The 24,552-nt window shown below is 55.1% G+C and carries 23 protein-coding genes and 1 tRNA gene; 13 read left to right on the top strand and 11 right to left on the bottom strand.

Translation table 11 applies throughout. From position 1 onward, the window contains the following. Positions 1-29: 29 nt before the first annotated feature. Positions 30-635 carry an alpha-ketoglutarate-dependent dioxygenase AlkB family protein gene (locus L0664_RS10180; RefSeq protein ID WP_235225690.1) on the top strand — a complete coding sequence of 202 codons (606 nt, stop codon included), beginning with the start codon at positions 30-32 and terminating at the stop codon, positions 633-635. 10 nt (positions 636-645) lie between these two features. Here L0664_RS10180 and L0664_RS10175 read toward each other — a convergent pair whose 3' ends face one another. Together L0664_RS10175 and L0664_RS10170 are read right to left on the bottom strand one after the other, a co-directional pair. Further along, the gene (locus tag L0664_RS10175; protein ID WP_235225689.1) at positions 646-1,248 is read right to left on the bottom strand and encodes an SH3 domain-containing protein; all 603 of its coding nucleotides are present in this window, start codon (positions 1,246-1,248) and stop codon (positions 646-648) included. After that, entirely contained in the window at positions 1,245-2,066 is an 822-nt protein-coding gene (locus L0664_RS10170) for an ABC transporter permease (RefSeq protein WP_235225688.1), read from the bottom strand. Before L0664_RS10170 ends, L0664_RS10175 begins: the two co-directional genes overlap by 4 nt. Before the next feature lie 148 nt (positions 2,067-2,214). On the opposite strand from L0664_RS10170, the gene cysQ reads away from it, so the two are divergent. The 7 genes from cysQ (at position 2,215) to L0664_RS10135 (ending at position 10,168) form a co-directional block, all read left to right on the top strand. After that, a complete protein-coding gene (cysQ, locus tag L0664_RS10165) occupies positions 2,215-3,012 on the top strand; it encodes a 3'(2'),5'-bisphosphate nucleotidase CysQ (protein ID WP_235225687.1) in 798 nt (265 codons plus the stop codon). Beyond that, complete coding sequence (locus L0664_RS10160) at positions 3,012-3,812, top strand: 3-deoxy-manno-octulosonate cytidylyltransferase (protein WP_235225686.1); 801 nt, start codon at positions 3,012-3,014, stop codon at positions 3,810-3,812. The genes cysQ and L0664_RS10160 overlap by 1 nt, the downstream gene beginning before the upstream one ends. 118 nt (positions 3,813-3,930) lie before the next feature. Next, positions 3,931-4,824, top strand: coding sequence for a UTP--glucose-1-phosphate uridylyltransferase GalU (gene galU / locus L0664_RS10155; RefSeq protein WP_235225685.1), 894 nt, complete (start codon positions 3,931-3,933; stop codon positions 4,822-4,824). A gap of 14 nt (positions 4,825-4,838) precedes the next feature. Next, entirely contained in the window at positions 4,839-5,891 is a 1,053-nt protein-coding gene (locus L0664_RS10150) for a glycosyltransferase family 2 protein (protein ID WP_235225684.1), read from the top strand. Between the two features lie 135 nt (positions 5,892-6,026). Then, a complete protein-coding gene (locus L0664_RS10145; RefSeq protein ID WP_235225683.1) occupies positions 6,027-7,052 on the top strand; it encodes a glycosyltransferase family 2 protein in 1,026 nt (341 codons plus the stop codon). Beyond that, positions 7,049-8,743 (top strand): beta-1,6-N-acetylglucosaminyltransferase, encoded by a 1,695-nt coding sequence (locus L0664_RS10140; RefSeq protein ID WP_235225682.1) that lies wholly within the window; start codon positions 7,049-7,051, stop codon positions 8,741-8,743. The genes L0664_RS10145 and L0664_RS10140 overlap by 4 nt, the downstream gene beginning before the upstream one ends. Positions 8,744-8,746: 3 nt before the next feature. Then, the gene (locus L0664_RS10135) at positions 8,747-10,168 is read left to right on the top strand and encodes a sulfotransferase family 2 domain-containing protein (RefSeq protein ID WP_235225681.1); all 1,422 of its coding nucleotides are present in this window, start codon (positions 8,747-8,749) and stop codon (positions 10,166-10,168) included. On the opposite strand, the gene L0664_RS10130 is transcribed toward L0664_RS10135, so the two are convergent. The 8 genes from L0664_RS10130 to L0664_RS10095 form a co-directional block, all read right to left on the bottom strand. After that, complete coding sequence (locus L0664_RS10130; RefSeq protein ID WP_235225680.1) at positions 10,165-10,629, bottom strand: PTS sugar transporter subunit IIA; 465 nt, start codon at positions 10,627-10,629, stop codon at positions 10,165-10,167. The two genes, L0664_RS10135 and L0664_RS10130, sit on opposite strands and share 4 nt — an antisense overlap. Positions 10,630-10,660: 31 nt before the next feature. Then, entirely contained in the window at positions 10,661-11,236 is a 576-nt protein-coding gene (hpf, locus tag L0664_RS10125) for a ribosome hibernation-promoting factor, HPF/YfiA family (RefSeq protein ID WP_235225679.1), read from the bottom strand. A gap of 216 nt (positions 11,237-11,452) precedes the next feature. Then, entirely contained in the window at positions 11,453-12,205 is a 753-nt protein-coding gene (gene lptB, locus L0664_RS10120) for an LPS export ABC transporter ATP-binding protein (RefSeq protein ID WP_235225678.1), read from the bottom strand. Further along, positions 12,205-12,690 carry an LptA/OstA family protein gene (locus tag L0664_RS10115; RefSeq protein ID WP_235225677.1) on the bottom strand — a complete coding sequence of 162 codons (486 nt, stop codon included), beginning with the start codon at positions 12,688-12,690 and terminating at the stop codon, positions 12,205-12,207. Before L0664_RS10115 ends, lptB begins: the two co-directional genes overlap by 1 nt. Before the next feature lie 11 nt (positions 12,691-12,701). Continuing rightward, positions 12,702-13,292, bottom strand: a complete 591-nt coding sequence (locus L0664_RS10110) for a hypothetical protein (protein ID WP_235225676.1) — start codon at positions 13,290-13,292, stop codon at positions 12,702-12,704. Then, positions 13,293-14,258, bottom strand: coding sequence for a KpsF/GutQ family sugar-phosphate isomerase (locus L0664_RS10105; RefSeq protein WP_235225675.1), 966 nt, complete (start codon positions 14,256-14,258; stop codon positions 13,293-13,295). Further along, a complete protein-coding gene (locus L0664_RS10100; protein ID WP_235225674.1) occupies positions 14,258-14,869 on the bottom strand; it encodes a ribonuclease D in 612 nt (203 codons plus the stop codon). The genes L0664_RS10105 and L0664_RS10100 overlap by 1 nt, the downstream gene beginning before the upstream one ends. 27 nt (positions 14,870-14,896) lie before the next feature. Beyond that, positions 14,897-14,983 (bottom strand) — tRNA-Leu (locus L0664_RS10095). A 157-nt stretch (positions 14,984-15,140) separates the two neighbouring features. Here L0664_RS10095 and L0664_RS10090 point away from each other — a divergent pair. Further along, the gene (locus L0664_RS10090; RefSeq protein ID WP_235225673.1) at positions 15,141-16,118 is read left to right on the top strand and encodes a complex I NDUFA9 subunit family protein; all 978 of its coding nucleotides are present in this window, start codon (positions 15,141-15,143) and stop codon (positions 16,116-16,118) included. Here L0664_RS10090 and L0664_RS10085 read toward each other — a convergent pair. Then, positions 16,115-16,918, bottom strand: a complete 804-nt coding sequence (locus L0664_RS10085) for an undecaprenyl-diphosphate phosphatase (protein WP_235225672.1) — start codon at positions 16,916-16,918, stop codon at positions 16,115-16,117. The two genes, L0664_RS10090 and L0664_RS10085, sit on opposite strands and share 4 nt — an antisense overlap. Positions 16,919-17,132: 214 nt before the next feature. Here L0664_RS10085 and L0664_RS10080 point away from each other — a divergent pair, with 214 nt between their 5' ends. From L0664_RS10080 to gltB, 4 genes are all read left to right on the top strand, one after another. Next, positions 17,133-18,566 carry an NAD(P)-dependent oxidoreductase gene (locus tag L0664_RS10080; RefSeq protein WP_235225671.1) on the top strand — a complete coding sequence of 478 codons (1,434 nt, stop codon included), beginning with the start codon at positions 17,133-17,135 and terminating at the stop codon, positions 18,564-18,566. Between the two features lie 90 nt (positions 18,567-18,656). After that, complete coding sequence (locus tag L0664_RS10075) at positions 18,657-19,340, top strand: hypothetical protein (RefSeq protein ID WP_235225670.1); 684 nt, start codon at positions 18,657-18,659, stop codon at positions 19,338-19,340. Further along, positions 19,337-19,807 (top strand): GFA family protein, encoded by a 471-nt coding sequence (locus L0664_RS10070; protein WP_235225669.1) that lies wholly within the window; start codon positions 19,337-19,339, stop codon positions 19,805-19,807. Before L0664_RS10075 ends, L0664_RS10070 begins: the two co-directional genes overlap by 4 nt. Further along, entirely contained in the window at positions 19,804-24,342 is a 4,539-nt protein-coding gene (gene gltB / locus L0664_RS10065; RefSeq protein ID WP_235225668.1) for a glutamate synthase large subunit, read from the top strand. The genes L0664_RS10070 and gltB overlap by 4 nt, the downstream gene beginning before the upstream one ends. The last annotated feature ends 210 nt before the right edge of the window (positions 24,343-24,552 follow it).

Genomic DNA, 24,552 nt, shown 5'->3' with positions numbered 1-24,552 from the left:
TGCGCAATTTTTGACAATGAGGGGTTAAGATGCGGCCAACGGTGGTTTTACGAGGGGTTCAAGTCTTTCACGGGCTGTTGGAACGAGATGTTCAAACCATGATTCTTGATGATATTCGGGGGATCGTGGCGAAGGCTCCGTTGTTTTCACCAATGACGCCATATGGCAAACCGATGTCCGTCCAAATGACAAGCGCAGGTGAATTCGGATGGACGTCTGACAAAACCGGATACCGCTATGCCCGTCAGCACCCGAACGGCACGGCGTGGCCTACGATTCCTGCGTCTGTTTTGCAGATTTGGGATCAGGTGTCCGGGTCGCTGCGCGCGCCGGAATGTTGTTTGGTCAACCTGTATCGCGACAGCGCGAAAATGGGTCTGCACCAAGATCGCGACGAAGCGCACTTCAGCGAACCTGTCGTTTCGGTGTCCCTTGGCGATGATGCCTTGTTTCGGATTGGCAATACAACGCGGGGCGGACCTACAGAATCGATCTGGCTGAAGTCTGGCGATGTGGTCGTGATGGGGGGTGACGCGCGGTTGGTCTATCACGGAGTCGATAAAACGCGGGCGGGATCATCGACGCTTCTGACAGGTGGCGGGCGGATCAATCTGACACTGCGCGTGGTGACGTGATTCCGTTCGGTTAGTTTACCTGCATCGTGCAGCAACCTGTCTGTACGTAGTTGCCGTCGGGGGCTTGTGTGAACAGGGTGGCCGACATTCCAAAAGGTCGGTCGCTCATCCCGTCTGAACAGATGCGACCGTCAACCATGAGCGTCCGTGTTAGGGTCGGTCCTTCTTGTGTCTCGATCAAGAAGCCTTTTGGGGCAATGGTTTCTGACACAACTGTTTGAACGCGCGGTGTGGGTTCGTTTAGCGCCAATTCAGAATACTCGGTTCCGCGGGGATACATCGAGAACGTCCAAAACGGTTCCGTGCCGGAACATTGCAATGGGCGGGGCACTTCGTTTTCGGGCCATGGGTTGTCCGCAAGGTAGCGTTTTGATACCCAGCCCCAGCCTTCTGGTGTAGGCACCTGCGCCCAACCGTCCCGCTGGTCGAGGACTTCGACGTTGAGGGTAAACGGCCCTAACGTTCCAACAACATCATCCGAAGGTGATGGACCTGACCGGATGTTCAGAACATCGTCGGCCGCAACGCCATCGATCATGAACCGATCCGGCAAGGATTGTGCTGCGGCAGATGGACAGGCCATCGCACCAAGAAGGGCGAAGGCGCGGATCATCTGGCGGCTTCCCAGCTGGCAGATGCGTTTTTGCGGGTGTAAAATTCAAGCATCAGACCAACCATGATCAACACGATGCTAACCTTTAACGGATAGCTGATCGTACTGTAGTGCGGATTATAATTGATGAACACATAGCCGCGCGCCTGATCGATTGCGTGAAACAGCGGGTTCCAGTCAAACATCGCCAGCATGAATCCCGGCATTGTATTGGCCACGAACATCTTGCCCGACGCGATCATATTGGCGCGTGCATAGATCGACGACACAATTGAGATGAAACCGGGAAACCACGGCTTAAGCGATGAAAACACGATGCCAACCGCCACGCCCGAAAACCACGCCAACAACACCATACCCATCGCGCCGGTGGGGTCGTGGATTGTGATCGGGCTAAAGATCACGTGATACAGATAAAGCACCACAGCCATCGACAGCAGCTGGATGTAAAGCGATGCGATGGATGACGACGCGATTGAAATAATCGTGTTCATCGGCGCGTGTTTCATCATCGCAGATGCGGGGCCTTCCGCCTTAAGGACTGCCCCCATCGCTTTCGTGTGTGTCATGAACAAGAAGATGCCCGACATGATATAAAGCAGGAAATCACCACGGATCGCGTTGCCCTTCAGGCCAAGGACCGTGAACATGAAATAGAACGCCGTCACGAACACAATCGTCTGCATCATGTTCATCAACAGGCCCACCACGGCATTGCGGTGGTCTTTGCGAATCTCGCGTACGATGGAGTGGTAGATCAGCTCCAACATATTGAACGCGGACCGCGAACGGGTCATGGGACGTCTTGCTTCGAACATTTCTTTGCCTGTCTGGTTGCGCCGATTGGCGGGCTTCTGCCCTTGTGGCACGTAAATCTTGCCGATCCTTTAGCGCCGCAGCATAAGGGGCCAACACGCACGGATCAATTAAAACGCCCGTGATACGTAATTATGTAGAGGAAGTGTGATGGATTTCGACAAGTTAACCGAAACGATGCGCAAATTGTCATTGGAAGCTGGCGACATCATCATGGAGATTTACAACTCCGATGATTTTGAAGTGAAATCCAAAAGCGATGACAGCCCTGTGACGGCGGCCGATGAAGCTGCGGATGCCCACATTTCTGCCGGACTGCGTGCCGCCTTTCCCGACGTTGCGTTGGTGACCGAAGAACAGGCCGACAGCCACAGCGTTACGGCCAACACTTTCCTCATCGTGGATCCGCTTGATGGGACCAAAGAATTCATCCATCGTCGCGGGGATTTTACGGTTAACATCGCCTATGTCGAAGACGGCGCACCGCGTCGTGGTGTTGTTTATGCACCCGCCAAAGGTCGTTTGTTTTACACGAACGCCGCGGGTGTTTCAGTTGAAGAAGTCGGTGGGCTGGATAAGGACACCATTGGCACGACCGTTCCGATTTCTGTTAGCAAACCTGACAACACGGGTTTGATGGTTGTTGCGTCAAAATCCCACCGCGATCAGGCCACTGATGATTACATCAACAAGTACTCCGTCAATGATATGAAAAGCGCGGGATCGTCTCTCAAGTTTTGTCTTGTCGCGACGGGTGAGGCTGACTTGTACCCGCGTGTAGGTCGAACGATGGAATGGGACACCGCCGCAGGGCACGCCGTTCTGACAGGGGCAGGCGGCCATGTCGTACGCTTTGATGACCATATGCCACTGGCCTACGGCAAAGAAGATTTCGCAAACCCGTTCTTCATTGCCTACGCACCGGGCATCGATCTGAAGCTGCCGTAATGGGTGTTCTGGTCGTCATCCCCGCGCGCTACGCATCAACGCGTTACCCCGGTAAGCCATTGGTGGAATTACGCGGTGCGACGGGTGTTTCGAAAAGCTTGATCCAGCGATCTTGGGAAGCCGCGATGGATGTCGCTGGCGTGGACCGTGTCGTGGTTGCTACTGACGATTATCGAATTAAACATGCTGCCGAGGCCTTTGGCGGCGAGGTCGTTATGACATCGCAAGATTGCCAGAACGGGACCGAGCGTTGCGCCGAGGCCTTGGACACGCTTGGCGGGGCATATGATGTTGTCGTGAACCTGCAAGGCGATGCGCCCCTGACACCCGCGTGGTTTATCGAAGACCTTGTCGCGGGGCTGTCTGCTGATCCGGTGGCAGAGGTCGCGACACCCGTGCTTCGGTGTGATGGATACGCCCTGAACGGGTTGCTTGAAGATCGCCGACACGGGCGTGTGGGCGGGACGACGGCGGTATTTGGCGCCGATCACAACGCCTTGTTTTTCTCGAAAGAGGTCATTCCCTTCACAGGTAAAACCTATGCAGATAACGACGAGACGCCTGTGTTCCATCACGTTGGTGTTTATGCCTATCGCCCTTCTGCTTTGGCGGCTTATCCGCGCTGGGCATCCGGCCCTCTTGAACACCTTGAAGGTTTGGAACAGCTGCGATTCTTGGAACGTGGCGCGCACATGCTGTGTGTTGAGGTGGAGGCCCGTGGCCGCCAGTTTTGGGAACTGAACAACCCTGAGGATGTGCCAAAAATAGAAGCGATGTTGGCACAAATGAAGCAACCATGATAAAAACGGGCGAAACTTCCCCACAAAATGACCACCATGGTTGCTTTGTCGTAATGTAATTTGGTGTTAGTAGCTTGTAAGCAATATGATCCGAAACTGGGTCACTAAGAGGTAGTTTATGAAGAAGCGTGTAACGAAAGCGATCTTTCCTGTGGCCGGTTTGGGAACACGATTCCTGCCTGCAACGAAATCCGTTCCCAAGGAAATCATGACGCTCGTGGATCGCCCTTTGATCCAATACGCGATCGACGAAGCCCGCGCTGCAGGTATCCGTGAATTTATCTTCGTGACCTCGCGCGGCAAATCCGCGCTTGAGGACTACTTCGATATGGCCCCGCACCTTGAGGCAGAGCTGCGTAAAAAAGGTAAAACCGACCTGCTGGATGAGTTGAAATCGACCAACATGGACAGTGGTGCCATTGCCTATATTCGCCAACAACGTGCGCTTGGCCTTGGCCACGCCGTGTGGTGCGCCCGCCGTCTTGTGGGCAACGAACCTTTTGCCGTGATCTTGCCTGACGATGTCATCGCAGCGGAAACGCCATGTTTGCAACAAATGGTCGAAGCACATGCAGAAACCGGCGGGTGTATGGTTGCCGCGATGGAAGTCCCCGAAGAAAAGGCATCTTCTTACGGTGTGATTGACATCAAAGAAGACCTCGGATCGATGGTGTCAGTCAAAGGACTGGTCGAAAAACCAAAGACCGAAGATGCACCATCGAACTTGGCGGTTATCGGCCGTTATATTCTGACGCCGAAGATTATGCAGAACCTCAATAAACTAAAATCCGGTTCCGGTGGCGAAATCCAGCTGACCGACGCGATTGATGCTGAACTGTCCGAAGGACGCGATGTTTACGGGTTCCGGTTCCGCGGGCAGCGGTTCGATTGTGGATCAAAAGCAGGCTTTCTGCAGGCAACGGTGGCCTTCGGGTTGGCACGCGAAGATTTGGGCGACGAATTCGGGTCCTATCTGCGTGAACTGATGTCGATGCAACAAGCCGCACAGTAACGGACTTCGCGCGGATGTTCCCCTTCGACGTTTCCGGGGATCAACCGCATCGTTCGACTGTCTCAAACGCCATTTTTGCCTATCGGATGCGGTGGAAACGCCGCCGTCTTTTGCTGCGGTCTTGGCGAAGACGTGGTGAGATTGTGCTGGCGTCCGGGGGCGGCATTCCGAAGACAGGCGTCCTGGTTTTTTCGACTATGCGCAACGAGATGCTGCGGGTTGAACATTGGTTGGCGCATTATCGCGCCCTTGGCGTTGCACACTTTCTAATTGTCGATAACGCCAGCGATGATGGCACCGCCGCCTATCTGTCCGCCCAACCTGATGTGTCCCTATGGACCACGCCCGACAGCTATAAGGCATCGCGATTTGGTGTGGATTGGCTGACCTGTTTGCAGATCAAACACGGGGCTGGCCGTTGGTGTCTTTCCGTCGATGCGGATGAGCTGTTGATCTATCCAGAGAGTAACACGCGCAATCTTAGTGATCTGACACACCACTTGGAAAATACTGGGCGGGATGCATTCGGTGCGCTGATGCTTGATCTTTACCCCAAAGGTTCAGTTGGACAAACTGCGTACACAGCCGGGGACGATCCTGTTGCTGCCATCCCTTGGTTTGATCCCGATAATTATCGCGCCAAAATTCACGCAGTGTTTGGGAACCTCTGGATTCAAGGCGGCGTGCGTGACCGGATGTTTTTTGGCAGCCAGCCAGAACGATCCCCGACGCTGAACAAAACGCCGCTCGTGAAATGGCGTAGGGGTTATGCCTACGTCACATCGACCCACCAAATCCTGCCGCGCCGTTTGAACGATGTGTTTGACACGGGGCAAGGTGATCGGGTGTCCGGCATCTTACTACATACCAAATTTTTGCCAAATATCGGTGAAAAGTCCCAAGAAGAACTTCGCCGCGCCCAGCATTTTGAAAACAGCGACCTGTATCAACCCTATTACTCTGCCCTCATGGATGACCCCGATTTGTGGCACGAAGGCTCTGTGTGTTACACAGGTACCGCACAGCTGGAAAAGTTGGGGTTGATGTCACGCGGATCGTGGACCTGACGCACCAGTCACCGGAAAGGTTGCCTAATCCTGCCCTTTGTTTATTGAATGGAAACAGTAGGCAGTATTTGCTCGTATTTTCAACGGTGTGTTAACCATAAGGCTCTAGCGAGTTTAGAAGACTTTGCTAGGACGATGGGAAGGAACAGTTTGGGCGCCTGGACATCATATCGGCTTCGGCTTCAGCGAAAGCGCTGGCACCTTCGTGCCCGGCGCAAAAGCCGTGAGTTGCAGGTGACCAAGGACCGCACGGATCAGATTAAACCCGGCGATCTTTTGGTGTTTTCTACGTTTCGCAACGAAGACATCCGGCTTCCGTATTTCTTTCAATATTACAGAAACTTGGGCGTCGATCATTTCATCATGGTTGATAATGACAGCGACGATGGCGGCGGCGAATATGCAGCCAAACAGCCCGATTGTTCTGTCTGGAAAGCCAAAGGAAGCTATCGTCGATCGCGGTTTGGCGTTGATTGGCTGAACCACTTGCAACGTAAATATGCCCACGGCCACTGGACCCTCGTCGTCGATCCCGATGAATTTTTCGTCTACCCGTTCTGTGACACACGCCCGATCCGCGCCCTGACCGATTGGCTGGATGCATCTGACATCCGCAGTTTTGGTGCAATGTTACTGGATATGTATCCAAAGGGACGGCTGGATGCGGTGCCATATCAACGTGGTCAGAATCCGATGGAAATCGCGTCGTGGTTTGACAGCGGCAACTACACGATTTCCAAAAATCATCTGTTTTACAATCTATGGATACAAGGCGGACCGCGCGCGCGAATGTTCTTTAAGGATGAACCTTGGCGCGCGCCTGCATTGAACAAAACACCTCTCGTGAAATGGGATAAGAATTACGCTTATGTAAGTTCGACCCACATGGTGCTGCCGCGCGGGTTGAACCTCGTTTATGATGAGTGGGGTGGTGAAAAGGCGTCTGGCGTTCTGCTGCACACCAAATTCCTTGACACATTCGGGGCCAAGGCCGCCGAAGAACTAGATCGCGGTCAACACTACGCGGGCAGTCACGAATACAAAGCCTACGCCGAAGGCATCGCGCAACATCCCGACCTGTGGTGCAAATGGAGCGAGAAATACATCAACTGGCGCCAGCTTGAAATTCTCGGCCTGATGTCCAAAGGAAATTGGGCATGACCGTCGGTGTCGTCATGTTGGTGCACAACGCATTGCACCGCGCCGAGGAGGTGATCCGCCATTGGTCCGCCGCTGCCTGCCCGGTCGTTGTCCATGTCGACAAAAACGTGTCGAAAGCGACCTACGATGCTTTCGTCCAAAGCGTGGCCGATTTGCCGGACGTGCTGTTTTCCAAACGTCATCGTTGTGAATGGGGAACATGGGGAATTGTTGCGGCGTCGCAATCTGCTTCGACGCTGATGCTTAAGAAATTTCCCGACGTACGGCACGTTTATCTTGCGTCGGGTTCGTGTCTTCCGCTGCGCCCGATCAATGATCTCAAGGATTACCTCGCCCGTCGCCCACGCACAGATTTCATCGAAAGCGCGACAACAGCGGATGTGCCCTGGACGCAAGGCGGGCTGGATTTTGAACGCTTTACACTGCGGTTCCCGTTTTCCTGGCGAAAGCAGCGGTTTCTGTTTGACCGCTACGTTGAATTCCAGCGTCGTTTCAAAATGTATCGCCGTATTCCCGATGGAATTGTCCCGCATATGGGATCGCAGTGGTGGTGCCTGACACGTCAAACTTTGTCTGCGATCCTCGAAGATCCGGATCGCGCTGTCTATGACGGGTATTTCAAACGCGTCTGGATTCCGGACGAAAGTTATTTCCAGACCCTCGTGCGCCTGTATTCGCAAAACATCGAAAGCCGATCGTTGACCCTTTCGAAATTCGACTACCAAGGTAAGCCGCATATTTTTTACGACGATCACCTCCAGCTTTTGCGCCGTTCGGACTGTTTTGTTGCGCGTAAAATTTGGCCAGATGCGGATCGTCTCTATGAGAATTTCTTGAACGAAGAAAACCCCCTCAAAGGGGCTGAACCAAACCCAGGTAAGATCGACCGCATTTTCTCAAAAGCGGTTGAACGTCGAACGCGCGGCCGTGCGGGCCTGTTCATGCAAAGTCGCCTTCCCAGACCGGGCCATGAGAACGGTTTTACCTCGGCCCCTTATTCGGTCTTCGAAGGTTTCGCGGAACTGTTTGAAGACTTCGAACCGTGGTTGTCCCGCATGACCGGCACGCGTGTTCATGGGCATCTGTACGCCAAGGACCGTGTTGAATTTGAGGGCCGGCAGGCGACGTTCAGCGGCGCACTGTGTGACAATGCAAAACTGCGCGACCACCACGCGCAGCTGTTTCTGGTGAACCTTATCTGGAATACCCGCGGCGAACGTCAATGTTTCCAGTTCGGACCAACCGACAGCCAATTCGCCAGTTGGGATTTGGCAAAAGACCCCAACGCGCAGATCAGTGTGATTTCTGGCGCATGGGCGATTCCATTGTTTCAGTCGAACCGGAACTTTTCTGATATCCGCGCAGATGCAGCGGAACTTCAGCGTATCGAAAGCGAGCATCTTGCGGCGTTGCGTTCGCCTTGGGCCAAGGCGCGCATCCGCATTTGGACGCTGGCGGATTTCATCGAAACCCCGATGGAGGCCTTGCAGACCGTTCTCGATGAAATGGGCGCAAAGAACTTGCGCCGCGTGACCGAGGCACCCAAGATGGCCGACCTCACTGGGTTCGGGCAGTTTTTGCAGAACCTCAAGAACCAAGGAATGCACCCTTATCTTATGGGTGATTTCCCGACAGAGGCCCCACAGGTCAACGAACGTCCGTCGCGGCGAAAACCCTATTTGGTGCGGTAATTCATGGCTGATTTTGATTATTTCGTCGTCTTTGCTGAAATGCGCACCGGGTCCAATTTTCTTGAGGCTAACATCAACGCTTTCGACGGATTGACCTGCCACGGTGAGGCGTTCAATCCCAATTTTGTCGGCTATCCTAACAATCGCAAACCGCTTGGTGTTTCCCTTGAGGATCGCGACGCTGATCCGTTCGATCTGATTGAACGGGTCAAAGACGCTGACGGATTAAACGGATTCCGGTTTTTCAACAATCATGAACCGCGTGTTCTGGATCATATCATTTCTGATGTGCGGTGCGCGAAAATCATCCTCACGCGCAATCCGATTGAAAGCTATGTCAGCTGGAAAATCGCCAAGGCCACAGGGCAGTGGACCCTCAAGGACGTTAAGCGTTTGCGCGAAAAGACCGTTGAATTCAACGCTGAGGAATTTGAACGTCACATCAATAAGCTGCAAGGTTTTCAGGTTGTCTTGCTGAATGCGTTGCAGAAATCTGGCCAAACGGCGTTCTACGTGGATTACGAAGACCTGCAGGATGTTGATGTTATGAACGGGTTGGCGGCGTTTCTGGGCAGTGACGCGCGGTTGGCCGAACTGGATAAATCCCTCAAGAAACAGAACCCCAGCCCGATGTCGGATAAAGTTGTTAACTTTGATCAGATGGAGGATGCGCTTGCGCAACTCGATCGGTTCAACCTCAACCGGACCCCGAATTTTGAACCGCGCCGCGGGCCGTCTGTCCCAACGTTTCTTGCGGCACCTGCATCGCCCTTACTATACCTTCCGATCCGTTCTGGCCCCGAGGGCGCGGTGGCTGAATGGCTTTCGGCGTTGGATGATGCGGAACCGACCGGTTTGTTGTCAGGTTTCACACAGAAATCCCTGCGCGATTGGAAACGTCACCACGTGGGCCATCGCAGTTTTACAGTGGTTCGCCACCCGGTGGCCCGCGCCCACGCCGCGTTCTGCGATAAGATTTTGCGCACGGGCGAAGGCAGTTATGTCGGTATCCGAAAAACGCTGTCCCAACAGTTTAACCTGAATCTGCCGCGTGACATGCCCGATGACACCTATTCTGACGTCGACCACAAAGACGCGTTTCTGGCGTTTTTGAAGTTCGTAAAATCGAATTTGGGCGGTCAAACGGCCATTCGGGTCGATTCCCATTGGGCGACACAAGCGAACGCCATGCAGGGGTTTGCCGAATTCACCACGCCTGACATGGTGCTGCGAGAAGACCGGTTAAGCGATGACCTTGCGATCATTGCCGCCCAAATCGGCAAAGAAACCATGCCACAAGTTGCCGACGTGACAGACCCACATGCCGCACGGCTTCAGGCGATCTATGATGCCGAGATTGAGGCAGCAGTTATGGATGTTTATCAGCGTGACTACGATGCGTTCGGGTTTGGACCCTACGCTTAAGCGGCTTGCGCCGTCATCGTTTCCGTCAAAATTGTATAAATCGTCGACGGGTCTTCGTTGGCACGCAATTTTGCGCAAACACCGCTGTCGCGCAGGGTGCGTGAAATCAGCGCCAAAGCCTTCAAATGGTCAACGCCGGCTTGTTCTGGCGCAAACAGTGCAAACGCCAGATCGACGGGCTGGCGATCAACGGAATCAAAGTCGAACGGTTTTTTGATCCGAACGAACAAACCACACACTTTGGCCAAGCCAGGCAGACGCGCATGCGGAAGAGCAACGCCATGGCCAACACCTGTTGGGCCAAGGTTTTCGCGATCCAGCAAGGCGTCCACGACCATGGCCTGATCAAGACCGAAACAGGTTTCGGCCATATCACCCAAGTCGTGGAACAACCGCTTCTTGCTGCTTGCCGCAGCAATTACTTTGATACCCGTCGCGGGAAGAATGTCCTGAATGGTCATATCTTAAATCCTGTCGGGGCACGTGCCCGATCTAACTCGCGTTGCGCGGGTCGATCCAACCGATGTTTCCGTCGTCACGACGATAAACAACGTTGATCCCGCTGTGTCCTTCGTTTCGGAAAACCAAAACCGGGGCGTCTGCGATCTCCATTTGCATGACTGCTTCCCCAACGGAAAGCTCTGGAATTTTGGTTTCCATTTCAGCCACGATCATGGAGCTCACGCCTTCTGGCTCGTGCTCTTCCGACTCACTATTTGAAGCGAGGATATAGGACCCTGCATCAGAAAGTTCAACGGGTTGTGATCGCTCCTTATGGTGGTCCTTGAGCCGGCGTTTATACCGCCGAAGTTGTTTTTCCATTTTCTCGGACGCGCCATCAAAAGCTGCATAGATTTCAGTAGCTTTGCCCTTTGCTTGGGCGGTCAAGCCCGTCGATAGATGTACCTCAGCTTCGCAGACATATTCGTGCCCGCTCTTGGAAAAGACGATATTGGCGTCTGTGGGACGGCCCGCATATTTGCTGAAAACCTCGCCCATTTCCGTCTGGACGTGGGTTTGCAGCGCTTCGCCAATGTCGATTTGCTTTCCTGTGATCTGATAGCGCATCTTGTCTCCTTCGTTGTGCGTTACGGGCAATTCGGGCGTCAGAACGGTTAAGGATCCATTAAGTTACGTTCGAATTGTCGGGTAGGATAACAGAGAGACCGTTGTGTGCGGCTGGCGCCCGTTAGGCGTGACCCCGATCACAAATGAAATCTTGTCTGTCATCCCAGTCATTGGGCGATGAAATGGGGTCGTCTGTCAATGACATCTGTAAAATGATCACGGAACGCGAAAAGAATTGCCGAGGTAGACGCGGCGCACATTTTCATCGCGCACGACCTCGTCCGTGGTGCCCGACATCAGGATTTTGCCGTCGTGAAGGATATATGCGCGGTCCACAATTTGTAGTGTTTCCTGAACGTTATGGTCCGTAATCAGCACGCCGATTCCACGTTTTTTCAAATCAGCGGTCAGCGCACGAATCTCGCCGACAGCGATCGGATCAACACCTGCAAAAGGTTCATCCAGCAGCACGTATTTCGGGTCTGCGGCAAGACAGCGCGCAATCTCAGCACGGCGGCGTTCACCACCGGACAGGGCCATCGCGGGGGCGCGGCGCAAATGTTCAATCGAGAATTCCGACAGCAATTCTTCGAGGCGTTCGCGCCGTTTGTGGCGGTCTGGTTCGGCGATTTCGAGGATCGCCATGATGTTGTCTTCGACATTCAGCCCGCGAAAAATAGACATTTCCTGCGGCAAGTATCCAATGCCCAGCTTGGCACGGCGATACATTGGCAAGGTCGTTACATCGCGCCCGTCGACCATGACATTACCCGCCTCTGGCGTCACAAGGCCCGCGATGGAATAGAAACACGTGGTCTTACCCGATCCGTTTGGCCCCAGCAGCGCGACGACTTCGCCACGGCCCAATTCCATACTGACGTCGCGGATCACCAGCCGTTTACGGTAACTCTTTCGCAGATTGACGACCTTTAGGCCAACATCGCCATCAGTGACCGTGAGTTCGGGCATCAGTTGCCGCCTTGGTTGAAGATTGTGCGCACGCGGCCTTCCATTTGGGCTGCGCCAGTGGACAGGTTCACGCGCATTGTATCGGCGGAAATCGCGCTGGTGCCTTGGGTCAACAATACATCTCCGCGCATGGTCAGCGTGCCAGCATCTAGATCATAGTCGGCTGTTGCGGCTTCGGCGGCTTCTGTTGCGGTGACAAATGTCACGCCATTGCTGGCCGCCAGGCGACTGATCGCACCTGATGTGCCGCTATAAACGACCTCAATCCGGCCAGCAGATACACGCAGGTCACCCTGGCCGACGACGACATTGCCCTGAAAAACGGCCGTCCCAGTTGTCTGATCTACACTGAGGTTATCTGCGGTGATTTCAACGGCCGCGGTCGGGTCAGCATTGATCACACCAAGGTTGATATTCGTCTGGGCAAATGCAGGCGTCGCACACAGAACGGCAACACATAACACGGCAGTTTTCAAAATAGTCACGTCAAAGAATCCTATTGTTGCGGCGTGTATATCAGCCGAACGCCGTTTTGGAAAAGCATCACTTGTCCTGCCTCACCTTCTGGCGTTTCTATGATCAACTGCCCTGCGGTAAGCGCGCCAAACGGTGCCTGAACTTCGAGGGCGCCTTCGGATTCGATCCGGCCAGTGGTAAAGTTGGCGGTGATCCCTGTGGTTTCCATTTCATATCCATTTGACGTGACAAGGCGTGTCAGCCCCGTCAGCCGCGCCGTTTGTGCGTCATTGTCGATTTCGCCACGCCCTGCATTGATGTCGATGCGGGTGCCATCCACCGTATCGATGCCGGCGGATAACACCTCGGCTGTTAGGATTTTGCCATCAGGGCGGGTGTGCCGTGCTGTTACCTCAATCACAGACCCATCGTCAGCTACGCCGGAAAATTGCGCGCCTGACAATCCTAGTTCACGCGCGATTTCTTCGATTTCGGCGTAGGGAATCGTTGTTTCGGGGCTTGGCGCGCGGGCGAACAGAAACACTGTCGACATCAACGCAATGGCCGCCAAAGGCAGAGTGATTTTTAGAAAGCCGACGAGTTGGGAATAAAAATTGTCGTCGCTAAACATCTACACAATGCCTGCGCGAAGGCAGTCGTGAATGTGGATGATGCCCGCCACATTGCGCGACCCGTCAGGATCGACAACAAACAGGCAGGTAATTTTGCGGCTTTGCATCACGTTCACGGCCTCTTCGGCCAGTGCTGCGGTGCCTATGGTGCCGGGCGATTTCGTCATGACTTCGCCCGTCGTCAGGTCCAGCAACCCGGCCATATTCCGACGTAAATCACCGTCGGTTACGATGCCGGAAAGGTAACCGTTATCGTCCAGAACACCAACAACACCGAACCCCTTTTGGCTGATGGTCAGCAGGGTATCGCTCATTGGGGTGTGTTCACCGGACAATGGAACGGCGTCACCCGTGTGCATCAAATCACCAACGCGCGACAGCTGGGATCCGAGTTTCCCACCGGGATGAAAGTCGCGGAAGTTATCAGCAGAAAACGCACGGTGTTCCATGATCGCGACACACAATGCATCGCCCAACGCGAGGGTCATGGTGGTTGACGTTGTCGGGACAACGCCTGTGCCGCAGGCTTCGGGAAGTTTTGGCATCAATAGAACGATGTCGGATTGCGTTGCCAGCGCGCTTTGGGGGCGGCTGGTGATGCCGATCAATGGAATGGCAAAGCGTTGGGTGTAGGCGATCAGATTGGCAAGTTCAGGCGCCTCACCGGAGTTTGAGATCGCAAGGACAACATCATCGCGCGTCACCATCCCCAGATCACCATGGGACGCTTCCGCAGGATGGACGAAATGGGCGGGCGTGCCCGTGCTGGCCAAAGTCGCCGCAATTTTGCGTGCAATGTGGCCGGACTTGCCGATGCCGGAAATGATGATCCGGCCTTTGGATTTCAGGATCAGATCAACTGCGTCGCTCAGCGTTGAATCAAGAGCGTCGGCCAACGCGCCGAGGGCCGTTGCCTCGTTGCGGATCACCCGACGGGCGGTATCGATGAATTTGGAATCTGTCATTAGTGGGAAAAGATATCCTGTTCGGGCCAACCCGCAAGATCAAGCTGCGCACGCATGGGCAGGAAATCATAACAGGCTTGGGCCATGTCCATACGGCCTTCGCGTTCAAGGCGCTTGTTCAGCTCATCGCGCAACTGGTGCAGGTACAAAACATCAGAAGCCGCGTAATCCAGCTGCCCTTTGGTAAGCTCTGATGCGCCCCAATCGGATTGTTGCTGGAACTTTGAGATATCGACGTTCAACAATTCTTGCAGCAGGTTCTTGAGCCCATGACGGTCCGTGTAGGTGCGCACAAGTTTGCTGGCGATCTTGGTGCAATAAACGGGTGCTGTGACGGTGCCAAAGGCGTTCAACATTGCGGCGATATCGAAACGCCCAAAGTGAAACAGCTTTAGAACATTCGGGTCAGACAGCATCTTGCACAGGTTCGGTGCCTCGGTCTGGCCAACGGCGACTTGCACAAGGTGGCAATCGCCATCACCGCCCGACATCTGGATCAAACACAGACGGTCGCGATGCGGGTTCAACCCCATGGTTTCACAATCAATCGCCACAACGGGACCAAGGTCCAGGCCGTCGGGAAGATCATTTTGGTAAAGGTGATTTGTCATGTGGTCCCTTTTATCACGAAGGGAGGATGGTGCCCAGAAGAGGACTCGAACCTCCACGTCCATACAGACACCAGCACCTGAAGCTGGCGCGTCTACCAATTCCGCCATCTGGGCAACAGATAACTCGGGTGGCATTAAAGGGGCTGCGCAGACCTGTCAACGGGATTCGCCCATTGAATCCCACGGACCAGCAATATGCGCCGATATGCGCCTTGTTTTAGGCGGGGGGCGGGGGTAGACCCTAGGCGCAATTAGCCAAGGGAACGCATCCATGTCCAAACTTGTCACCATTTACGGCGGGTCCGGTTTTGTCGGGCGCTACATCGCACGTCGCATGGCCAAAGAAGGCTGGCGCGTTCGGGTGGCGGTGCGCAATCCAAACGAGGCGATGTTTGTGAAGCCATACGGCGCTGTCGGGCAGGTGGAACCTGTGTTCTGTAATATCCGTGACGATGCGTCAGTGTTGTCGGTGATGCACGGGGCGGATGCGGTTGTGAACTGCGTGGGTGTGCTGGATTCGATTGGCAAAAACACGTTCGAGGCTGTTCAGGCTGAGGGTGCGGAGCGGGTTGCACGGATTGCGGCATCCAGCGGTGTTGAGGCGATGGTTCAGATTTCTGCGATTGGTGCCGATCCCGAGAGTGATAGCGAATATGCACGCACGAAGGCTGCGGGCGAAGAAGGTGTGCTAAAGCATATGCCGAACGCCATGATCCTGCGCCCGTCGATCGTTTTCGGTCAGGAAGACGGGTTCTTTAACCGGTTCGCGGGCATGTCACGGTTTGGTCCGGTGTTGCCTGTTGTTGGCGCTGATACGAAATTCCAGCCCGTGTTTGTTGATGATGTTGCGGCTGCGGCTGTGATGGGCGTTACAGGCCAGGCGAGCGGCGTTTTTGAACTTGGCGGGCCGGACGTATACACCTTCCGTGAGCTGATGGATCAGATGCTAGGCGTTATTCGCCGTCGCCGTTTGGTGCTTAACATTCCGTTTTGGGCTGCCCGCGTTATGGCGTTCGGGTTTAAGGTTGGGCGCGTGTTGTCGCTGGGCTTGGTGCGTGGGCCGTTGACGGCGGATCAGGTTAAAAACCTTGCGGTGGATAACGTGGTGGCCGACGGCGCGCAGGGTTTTGCGGCGCTGGGCATGACGCCAACGGCGATGGAAGCGATCCTGCCCGATTACCTGTGGCGGTTCCGCCCGAGCGGTCAGTACGATGCGATCAAGGAAAGCGCTAAGAACCTCAAGGTTTAGGTGTAGGCGATCCAGAGGAGCAGTGCGCCGAGGGCGATCCGATAGAGAACGTATGGTGTGAAGCTCACGGATTTGAGGAGGCGCATCATCAGCGCCAATGCAAAAAGCGCGGCGACGAATGATAGGACTATAGCGATTGCGATGTCCTTGAAGGCTTGTGTGTCACCTGACGAGACGACCTGAAATCCTGCCAACGACCCTGCTGCAATGATCGTCGGGATCGACATCAACATTGAAAGTTTTGCGGCATCTTCCCGTTTGTATCCCAACCGGCGTGCGGCGGTGATTGTGATGCCAGATCGCGATGTGCCGGGGATTAGGGAAACTGCCTGCCATATGCCCATTTCAACGGCGTGCTTCAGCGACCATTGATCCGCGGTGCGGTCTGTCTTTCCGATTTGGTCTGCCCAATACAGTACGATTCCAAAGATGATCATCGTCCAGCCGATGACTGTCATTGAGCGCAGCATCATATCGACGCCTGTCAGTTTTAGGATCAGTCCGACAATGACCACGGGTATCGTGGCGAGGATCAGGCACAACGCCAGAAACGCGCCTTTGGTGTCGATTTTACCGCGCATCAGGCGCAACAACCCGCCCAGCGCAATGCGTACGTCTGCCCAGAAATACAGGATCACGGCGAACAGGGTTCCGACGTGAACGGCGACGTCGATGACCTGGCCTTGATCGTCCATTCCTGTCAGCGCAGGCAATAAAATAAGGTGGCCAGAGGAGGATACAGGCAGAAATTCTGTGATGCCTTGGATAAGCGCGGCCAGCACGAGCGTTAGGAGTGGCATGGATGTCCTCTGATTCGTTTCGGCCTTTCTAAATCACTGAGTCTGTTGGGGAAGGGAATATATAAGTCCGTATCGGACCTTTAATTTCGTATTTGATTGACATTGGCCGCGCGGGTGATGCAAATAAATGGCAAATAGGTAAACTATACTGACTTTTCTTTTGTGATGTGGCGCATTAGAACGGTGTTTCGGAATCTGATTGGGAGAATGTCCTGTGGCTGGTCAAAAGATGTTGAAGTTTACGAAGGTCGAGCGGGACATGCCTGAGAAGCGTCCGCCCAATCTACGTAAAGAAGACTTCGGAGAGATTTACGCAGAGTACGCGACGGCCAAGGCCGAGGAGCAGGCGAGCCGGTGCAGCCAGTGTGGCGTGCCCTATTGCCAATCGCACTGCCCGTTGCACAACAACATCCCCGATTGGCTGCGCATGACCGCCGAAGGGCGTCTTGAAGAAGCCTATGAGATGTCGCAGGCGACCAACACGTTCCCCGAAATTTGTGGCCGCATTTGCCCGCAGGACCGCCTGTGCGAAGGCAACTGTGTGATTGAACAATCCGGCCACGGCACAGTGACCATCGGGTCCGTTGAAAAGTACATTACAGACACCGCGTTCGAGAACGGCTGGGTAAAGCCGATCCGCCCGCACACAGAGCGCACGGAAAGCGTTGGCATCATTGGCGCTGGCCCCGGTGGATTGGCCGCGGCGGATATGCTGCGCCGTCAGGGTGTGCAGGTCACCGTCTATGATCGCTATGATCGCGGGGGCGGTTTGCTGACCTACGGCATCCCCGGTTTCAAGCTGGAAAAAGATATTGTCATGCAGCGTATGGCGCAGCTGGAAGACGGCGGCGTTGAGTTCGTTTTGAATTGCGATGTGGGTGATGACCTGAGCTTTGACGCCATTCGCGGCAAGCACGAAGCGGTGCTGATTGCCACGGGTGTCTATAAAACAAGGGGTCTTGAGGCCCCGGGCGTTGGTGCGGACGGCATTGTCCGCGCGATTGATTATCTGACCGCAAGCAACCGCAAATCGTTCGGCGATGACGTTGAGGAGTTCGATTCAGGTGAGCTGAACGCCGCAGGCAAAAAGGTTGTTGTCATCGGTGGTGGCGACACCGCGATGGACTGTGTGCGCACCGCGATCCGTCAGGGTGCTGACACGGTGAAATGTCTGTACCGCCGCGACGAAGCGAACATGCCGGGATCCATGCGCGAAGTTCAGAACGCCAAAGAAGAAGGTGTCGAGTTTGTTTGGTTGTCTGCACCCAAGGGGTTCACTGGCGATACTGTTGAAGGTGTCATGGTGCAGAAAATGCGCCTTGGTGCGCCGGATGCGACGGGCCGCCAGATGCCGGAATTGATTGAGGGCAGCGATTACGTTGAAGAGGCTGATCTGGTCGTTCAGGCGCTGGGCTTTGAACCCGAAGACATCCCGACATTGTGGGGCGTGCCGGAATTGGAAGTGACCCGCTGGGGCACCATCAAAGCCGAGTTCACAACAGGGCAAACCAGCCTTGAAGGTGTGTTCGCTGCGGGCGACATCGTGCGCGGTGCGTCACTGGTGGTTTGGGCCATTAAAGACGGGCGCGACGCGGCTGAGGCGATCCTCGAATACGTCAATCAGGGCGCGTCTGTCGCCGCTGAATAGGCGTATGGGTCCAGTATGGGTTTGGTATGGGTCCGGTATGGGCGCAAAACCAGACCAAAGGTCAGCATCGCTGACGTGGAGTATTGAAGAATGATGAAGACTGCTTTGACATTTGCTGTTCTCGCTGCTGGACCTTTGGCGGCGCAGGAATTTTCGCTGCCGCAGGGATGCGAAGGCTATCTGACGATTCAGAGCCAGAGCTGTTCTGTATCGCATTACTTTACCTGCACCGAGGATCAGAACGGCGAACAGCGCCGCGCGACGCTGGACGAAGAGGGCCTGACCTATGTGGGCCGGATCAGCAGCGATGCCGAGTGGCTGGAGAGTTTCCATCTGCGGTCTGGCCACACTGAGCGGATGTCGACCGATTCAACTGATCCTATGTCCATGAGCGAGCTGTTGGCCAATGATCTTGATACCTGGGATTTCATCACTGAAAGCCGCGAGATTGGCGACAGCCAGTACGTTGGCTTTGATCGCCTGACCGGCGAAAGCGTTGAGATCGATGGCGTGACGTTGTTGCGCACGCAGTACGCGCTGACGGCGTTTGATGGCGACGGAAATGAAATGTGGAAAAGCGAAGGGTCCGAGTATGTATCGCCAGAGTGGCGCATGTTTATCGGTGGGACCAGCAGCTACATCACATCCGATGATCGGTTCGACAGCGATGACACGCCGGTTGAATTCATCTTTCCGGGGGAATCGGGATATCTGTCAGTGAACCCGAAATTTGGCTGTGGCGTGCAGATGTCATCTTTTGAGGTATCGCCGTGAGCGCAGATCTTCGTGATCCGTACCGCCGGCAGGGCGTTTTGCACGGGCGGTGCCTGTGTGGTGACGTCCGTATTACGGTTGATGGGGATTACATCGCCGCGATCGGGGCGTGCCATTGCATCATGTGTCAGCGCAACAACGGTGTTGTTTTTGCCGCCTTTGAGGCCAGTGCAGATGCTGTCAGCGCGACCGGACCTGTGCGGACCTATGCATCTTCCGAGTTTGCCGAACGCACGTTTTGTGGCACCTGCGGCAGCCCGTTGTGGTTGCGCGATACCAAAGGCACCTATGCGTCCGCCTATGAGCTGATGCCAGGATTGTTTGCGGACGCTGCCGCGTTTCCGCTGATTTCAGAAATTTATCACGACCGCGCGCCGGCCTATGTGACACTTGCGGGTGATCACAGACGGATGACGCGGGCCGACTATGAACAAAAGAACCTCCATATTGAAGGGGATATGCGATGACCAAGTATGACGAAGCATGGGCCGAGGCCGAACAAGCAAAGCGTGACTGGATGGCCGAAAACGGCCTGTATGATCACGAGGACGAGAAGGCCAACTGCGGTGTTGGCTTGGTCGTGTCTATTGATGGCAAAAAATCCCGTTCAGTTGTGGAAAATGGCATCGCTGCGCTAAAGGCGATCTGGCACCGCGGTGCGGTTGATGCGGATGGCAAAACGGGTGATGGCGCGGGTATCCACGTGCAAATTCCGGTGCCGTTCTTTTATGACCAAGTCGCGCGCACGGGTCATGAACCACGCGCGGGTGAAATGCTCGCCGTGGGTCAGGTGTTTTTGCCGCGCACGAATTTTGGCGCGCAGGAAACATGCCGCACAATCGTTGAAACCGAAGTTTTGCGGATGGGCTATTATATCTATGGCTGGCGTCATGTGCCGGTCGAAATCGCGTGCCTCGGTGAAAAGGCCAACGCGACCCGCCCCGAGATTGAGCAGATTTTGATTTCCAATTCCAAGGGCGTCGACGAAGAAACATTCGAGCGTGAATTGTATGTGATCCGTCGCCGTATCGAAAAGGCTGCGACGGCTGCGGGTGTGTCGCAACTGTATCTTGCGTCTTTGTCGTGCCGCAGCATTATCTACAAAGGCATGATGCTGGCCGAACAGGTTGCGGAGTTTTACCCCGACCTCATGGATGAGCGGTTTGAATCCGCGTTTGCGATTTATCACCAGCGGTATTCGACAAATACATTCCCGCAGTGGTGGTTGGCGCAGCCGTTCCGGATGTTGGCCCACAACGGTGAAATCAACACGCTTAAAGGCAACATGAACTGGATGAAGTCCCACGAAATCCGCATGGCGTCGGGGACGTTTGGCGACACGGCCGAGGATATTAAACCCATCGTGGCAAGCGGGTCGTCTGACTCTGCCGCGCTGGATGCCGTGTTTGAGGTTCTTGTGCGTGCGGGGCGGTCTGCGCCGATGGCGAAAACAATGCTGGTCCCTGAAAGCTGGTCAAAGCAGGCGACGGAATTGCCCCAGTCGTGGCGCGATATGTATTCCTATTGCAATTCGGTGATGGAGCCTTGGGATGGTCCGGCGGCCTTGGCGATGACCGATGGTCGTTGGGTCTGTGCGGGGCTTGATCGCAATGGTCTGCGCCCAATGCGTTATGTCGTGACGGGGGATCGTTTACTGATCGCCGGGTCAGAGGCGGGCATGGTTCCGATCAACGAAGCCAACGTCATTGAAAAAGGCGCGCTGGGCCCCGGTCAGATGATTGGTGTGCATATGGGGCAGGGCGAATTGTTCCATGATGAAGAACTGAAGAACAAAATGGCGAATGCGCTGCCGTTCGGGGAGTGGGTCGGCAAGATCAACGAGCTGGACGATGATTTGGGTGCCGTGACCGAAGCGCCGCTGTATTCCGGCGCTGAACTGCGCAAGCGCCAGATTGCCGCCGGTTACACGATTGAGGAGCTGGAGAATATTCTGGCGCCGATGGCCGAGGACGCCAAAGAAGCACTGGCGTCAATGGGGGATGATACTCCGTCAGCTGTTCTATCTGAAAAGTATCGCCCGCTGAGCCATTTCTTCCGCCAGAACTTCAGCCAGGTCACGAACCCGCCGATTGATAGCTTGCGCGAATTCCGTGTGATGAGCCTGAAGACGCGGTTCGGGAACCTTAAGAACGTGCTGGATGAGGATTCATCCCAGACCGAGATTTTGGTGTTGGATTCGCCGTTCGTGGGCAATGCCCAGTGGGATGCGTTGCAGGCATCGTTCAATGCGTCGTGTGTGGAAATTGATTGTACGTTTCCCGCCGATGCAACGCCCGACGTTTTGCGTCAGGGCCTTGAGCGTATCCGCGCCGAGGCAGAAGATGCGGTGCGGTCCGGTGCCGGGCATCTGACGTTGACGGACCAACATCAGGGCGCGGGCAAAGTACCGATGCCGATGATTTTGGCGACGTCGGCTGTGCATTCATGGCTGACCAAAAAGGGCCTGCGGACGTTCTGTTCTTTGAATGTGCGGTCTGCGGAATGTATTGATCCGCATTATTTCGCCGTGTTGATCGGCTGTGGTGCGACGGTTGTGAACGCCTATCTGGCCGAGGATTCTCTTGATGACCGGATTGAACGTGGGTTGTTGGATTGCACCCTGACCGAGGCGGTTGCGCGGTATCGTTATGCGATCGATCAGGGCCTGTTGAAGATCATGGCGAAGATGGGGATTTCGGTGATTTCCAGCTATCGCGGCGGTCTGAACTTTGAGGCTGTCGGCCTGTCACGCGCGATGGTTGCCGAGTATTTCCCCGGTATGCAGAGCCGGATTTCCGGCATCGGTGTGTCCGGTATCCAGCGCAAGGTTGAAGAAGTCCACAAGGCCGGTTGGCTTGGCGGGCAGGACGTTTTGCCGATTGGCGGGTTCTACAAGGCGCGCCGTTCTGGCGAAAAGCACGCATGGGAAGCGCAGACGATGCACCTGATGCAGCAGGCCTGTAACCGTGCGTCTTATGAATTGTGGAAGCAGTATTCGACCGCGATGCAATCCAACCCTCCGATCCATTTGCGCGATCTGTTGGCCGTAAAGCCGATGGGTAAAAGCATCCCGATTGAGGAAGTTGAAAGCATTACGTCAATCCGTAAGCGGTTTGTGACGCCGGGTATGTCGCTGGGAGCGTTGTCGCCCGAGGCGCATAAGACGCTGAACGTGGCGATGAACCGGATTGGTGCGAAATCGGATTCTGGTGAGGGCGGCGAAGATCCGGCGCACTTCGTGCCCGAGGCGAATGGAGATAATCCAAGCGCGAAGATCAAGCAGGTTGCGTCTGGGCGTTTTGGCGTCACAGCGGAATATCTGAACCAGTGTGAGGAGCTTGAGATTAAGGTCGCCCAAGGTGCCAAGCCCGGTGAGGGTGGGCAGTTGCCCGGCATGAAGGTGACGGATTTGATCGCGCGGTTGCGCCATTCGACCAAGGGGGTGACGTTGATTTCACCGCCGCCGCACCACGATATCTATAGCATCGAGGATTTGGCGCAGCTGATCTACGACCTCAAGCAGATCAACCCGCGCTGTAAGGTGACGGTGAAACTGGTCGCGTCATCCGGTGTTGGCACGATTGCCGCCGGTGTGGCCAAGGCCAAGGCTGATGTGATCCTGATTTCGGGTCACAATGGCGGCACGGGCGCGTCGCCTGCCACGTCGATCAAATACGCGGGTTTGCCGTGGGAAATGGGCCTGACCGAGGCGCATCAGGTGTTGGCGATGAACAACCTGCGTGACCGGATCACGTTGCGCACCGATGGTGGCCTGCGCACGGGGCGTGACATTGTCATGGCCGCGATGTTGGGGGCCGAGGAATACGGGATCGGCACCGCTGCGCTGATCGCCATGGGCTGTATTATGGTGCGTCAGTGCCAATCCAATACCTGCCCCGTCGGCGTGTGTACGCAGGACGAAGCCTTGCGCGACAAGTTCACCGGTAATGCCGACAAAGTCGTGAACCTGATCACGTTTTACGCGACAGAAGTGCGTGAGATTTTGGCCGAGATTGGCGCGAAATCCATGGACGACATTATTGGCCGTGCCGATCTTTTGGCGCAGGTTTCGCGTGGGTCCGCGCATCTGGATGATCTGGATTTGAACCCGCTGTTGATCACCGTCGATGGCGCGAAAGAGATTGTCTATGACCGCAACAAGCCACGCAATGCGGTGCCTGATACGCTGGACGCACAGATCGTTAAGGATGCTGCGCGCTTCCTTGAGGATGGTGAGAAGATGCAGCTGGAATATGCGGTGCAGAACACATTGCGGACCATTGGGACGCGCACGTCGTCCCATATCGTCAAGAATTTCGGGATGCGGAACAGCCTGCAACCCGATCATTTGACGGTGAAGTTGAAGGGGTCCGCCGGCCAGTCTTTGGGGGCCTTTGCAGCGCCCGGGCTGAAACTGGAAGTGTCGGGCGATGCCAATGACTACGTTGGTAAGGGTCTGTCGGGGGGTACGATTGTCGTGCGTCCGCCGATGAATTCACCGCTGGTGGCGTCTGAAAATACGATCATCGGAAACACGGTTCTGTACGGTGCGACGGATGGTTATCTGTTTGCTGCCGGTCGTGCGGGTGAGCGGTTTGCCGTGCGCAATTCCGGTGCGTCCGTCGTGATTGAGGGCTGTGGTTCCAACGGGTGTGAATATACCACGGGCGGTGTTGCGGTGATCCTTGGGTCCATCGGCGCGAACTTTGGGGCGGGTATGACGGGCGGTATGGCCTATCTGTATGACCCCAAGCGAGAAACAGCGGCGTTGATCAATATGGAAACGCTGGTCACGTGTGATGTGACCGTGGATCACTGGGAAACACAGCTGAAAGGCCTGATCGAGCGGCATCTGGAAGAGACTGGCAGCCGCAAGGCCGCTGATATCTTGCAGCATTGGGAAGAAGAGCGCGCGAACTTTGTGCAGGTCTGCCCGAAGGAAATGTTGGTCCATCTGCCCGCTCCGTTGAGCATTGAACCCGCAGCGATGCCCGCCGAATAGGGCATTGTTTTGCCATGATTGATGGCCGTTGAATTTGGTTGTTTCTGTGTTGGCGACAGTGGTCGCTAATATGGAAACAACCGACATCGCCTTGAAATACAACGACATTCTGCCCCGTTGCGGTATTTTCGTTTAAGGCTGTTCTGCCCTAAATTACCCTAACGTAACCTTAATTGTTCCCGAAATCGGACCAATTGCACCTGCATTCTA

Origin of the sequence: Octadecabacter dasysiphoniae (assembly GCF_021532615.1) — a bacterium.
Lineage (GTDB): Bacteria > Pseudomonadota > Alphaproteobacteria > Rhodobacterales > Rhodobacteraceae > Octadecabacter > Octadecabacter dasysiphoniae.
The sequence above is the reverse complement of the archived record's forward strand: the minus strand, read 5'-3'. Positions and strand labels throughout refer to the sequence as shown.

What these genes read in the sequence shown, in the direction of transcription:
- L0664_RS10180 (WP_235225690.1), top strand. Translation starts at nt 30, where the DNA reads ATGCGGCCAACGGTGGTTTTACGAGGGGTTCAAGTCTTTCACGGGCTG.
- L0664_RS10175 (WP_235225689.1), bottom strand. Translation starts at nt 1,248, where the DNA reads ATGATCCGCGCCTTCGCCCTTCTTGGTGCGATGGCCTGTCCATCTGCC.
- L0664_RS10170 (WP_235225688.1), bottom strand. Translation starts at nt 2,066, where the DNA reads ATGTTCGAAGCAAGACGTCCCATGACCCGTTCGCGGTCCGCGTTCAAT.
- cysQ (WP_235225687.1), top strand. Translation starts at nt 2,215, where the DNA reads ATGGATTTCGACAAGTTAACCGAAACGATGCGCAAATTGTCATTGGAA.
- L0664_RS10160 (WP_235225686.1), top strand. Translation starts at nt 3,012, where the DNA reads ATGGGTGTTCTGGTCGTCATCCCCGCGCGCTACGCATCAACGCGTTAC.
- galU (WP_235225685.1), top strand. Translation starts at nt 3,931, where the DNA reads ATGAAGAAGCGTGTAACGAAAGCGATCTTTCCTGTGGCCGGTTTGGGA.
- L0664_RS10150 (WP_235225684.1), top strand. Translation starts at nt 4,839, where the DNA reads ATGTTCCCCTTCGACGTTTCCGGGGATCAACCGCATCGTTCGACTGTC.
- L0664_RS10145 (WP_235225683.1), top strand. Translation starts at nt 6,027, where the DNA reads ATGGGAAGGAACAGTTTGGGCGCCTGGACATCATATCGGCTTCGGCTT.
- L0664_RS10140 (WP_235225682.1), top strand. Translation starts at nt 7,049, where the DNA reads ATGACCGTCGGTGTCGTCATGTTGGTGCACAACGCATTGCACCGCGCC.
- L0664_RS10135 (WP_235225681.1), top strand. Translation starts at nt 8,747, where the DNA reads ATGGCTGATTTTGATTATTTCGTCGTCTTTGCTGAAATGCGCACCGGG.
- L0664_RS10130 (WP_235225680.1), bottom strand. Translation starts at nt 10,629, where the DNA reads ATGACCATTCAGGACATTCTTCCCGCGACGGGTATCAAAGTAATTGCT.
- hpf (WP_235225679.1), bottom strand. Translation starts at nt 11,236, where the DNA reads ATGCGCTATCAGATCACAGGAAAGCAAATCGACATTGGCGAAGCGCTG.
- lptB (WP_235225678.1), bottom strand. Translation starts at nt 12,205, where the DNA reads ATGCCCGAACTCACGGTCACTGATGGCGATGTTGGCCTAAAGGTCGTC.
- L0664_RS10110 (WP_235225676.1), bottom strand. Translation starts at nt 13,292, where the DNA reads ATGTTTAGCGACGACAATTTTTATTCCCAACTCGTCGGCTTTCTAAAA.
- L0664_RS10105 (WP_235225675.1), bottom strand. Translation starts at nt 14,258, where the DNA reads ATGACAGATTCCAAATTCATCGATACCGCCCGTCGGGTGATCCGCAAC.
- L0664_RS10100 (WP_235225674.1), bottom strand. Translation starts at nt 14,869, where the DNA reads ATGACAAATCACCTTTACCAAAATGATCTTCCCGACGGCCTGGACCTT.
- L0664_RS10090 (WP_235225673.1), top strand. Translation starts at nt 15,141, where the DNA reads ATGTCCAAACTTGTCACCATTTACGGCGGGTCCGGTTTTGTCGGGCGC.
- L0664_RS10085 (WP_235225672.1), bottom strand. Translation starts at nt 16,918, where the DNA reads ATGCCACTCCTAACGCTCGTGCTGGCCGCGCTTATCCAAGGCATCACA.
- L0664_RS10075 (WP_235225670.1), top strand. Translation starts at nt 18,657, where the DNA reads ATGATGAAGACTGCTTTGACATTTGCTGTTCTCGCTGCTGGACCTTTG.
- gltB (WP_235225668.1), top strand. Translation starts at nt 19,804, where the DNA reads ATGACCAAGTATGACGAAGCATGGGCCGAGGCCGAACAAGCAAAGCGT.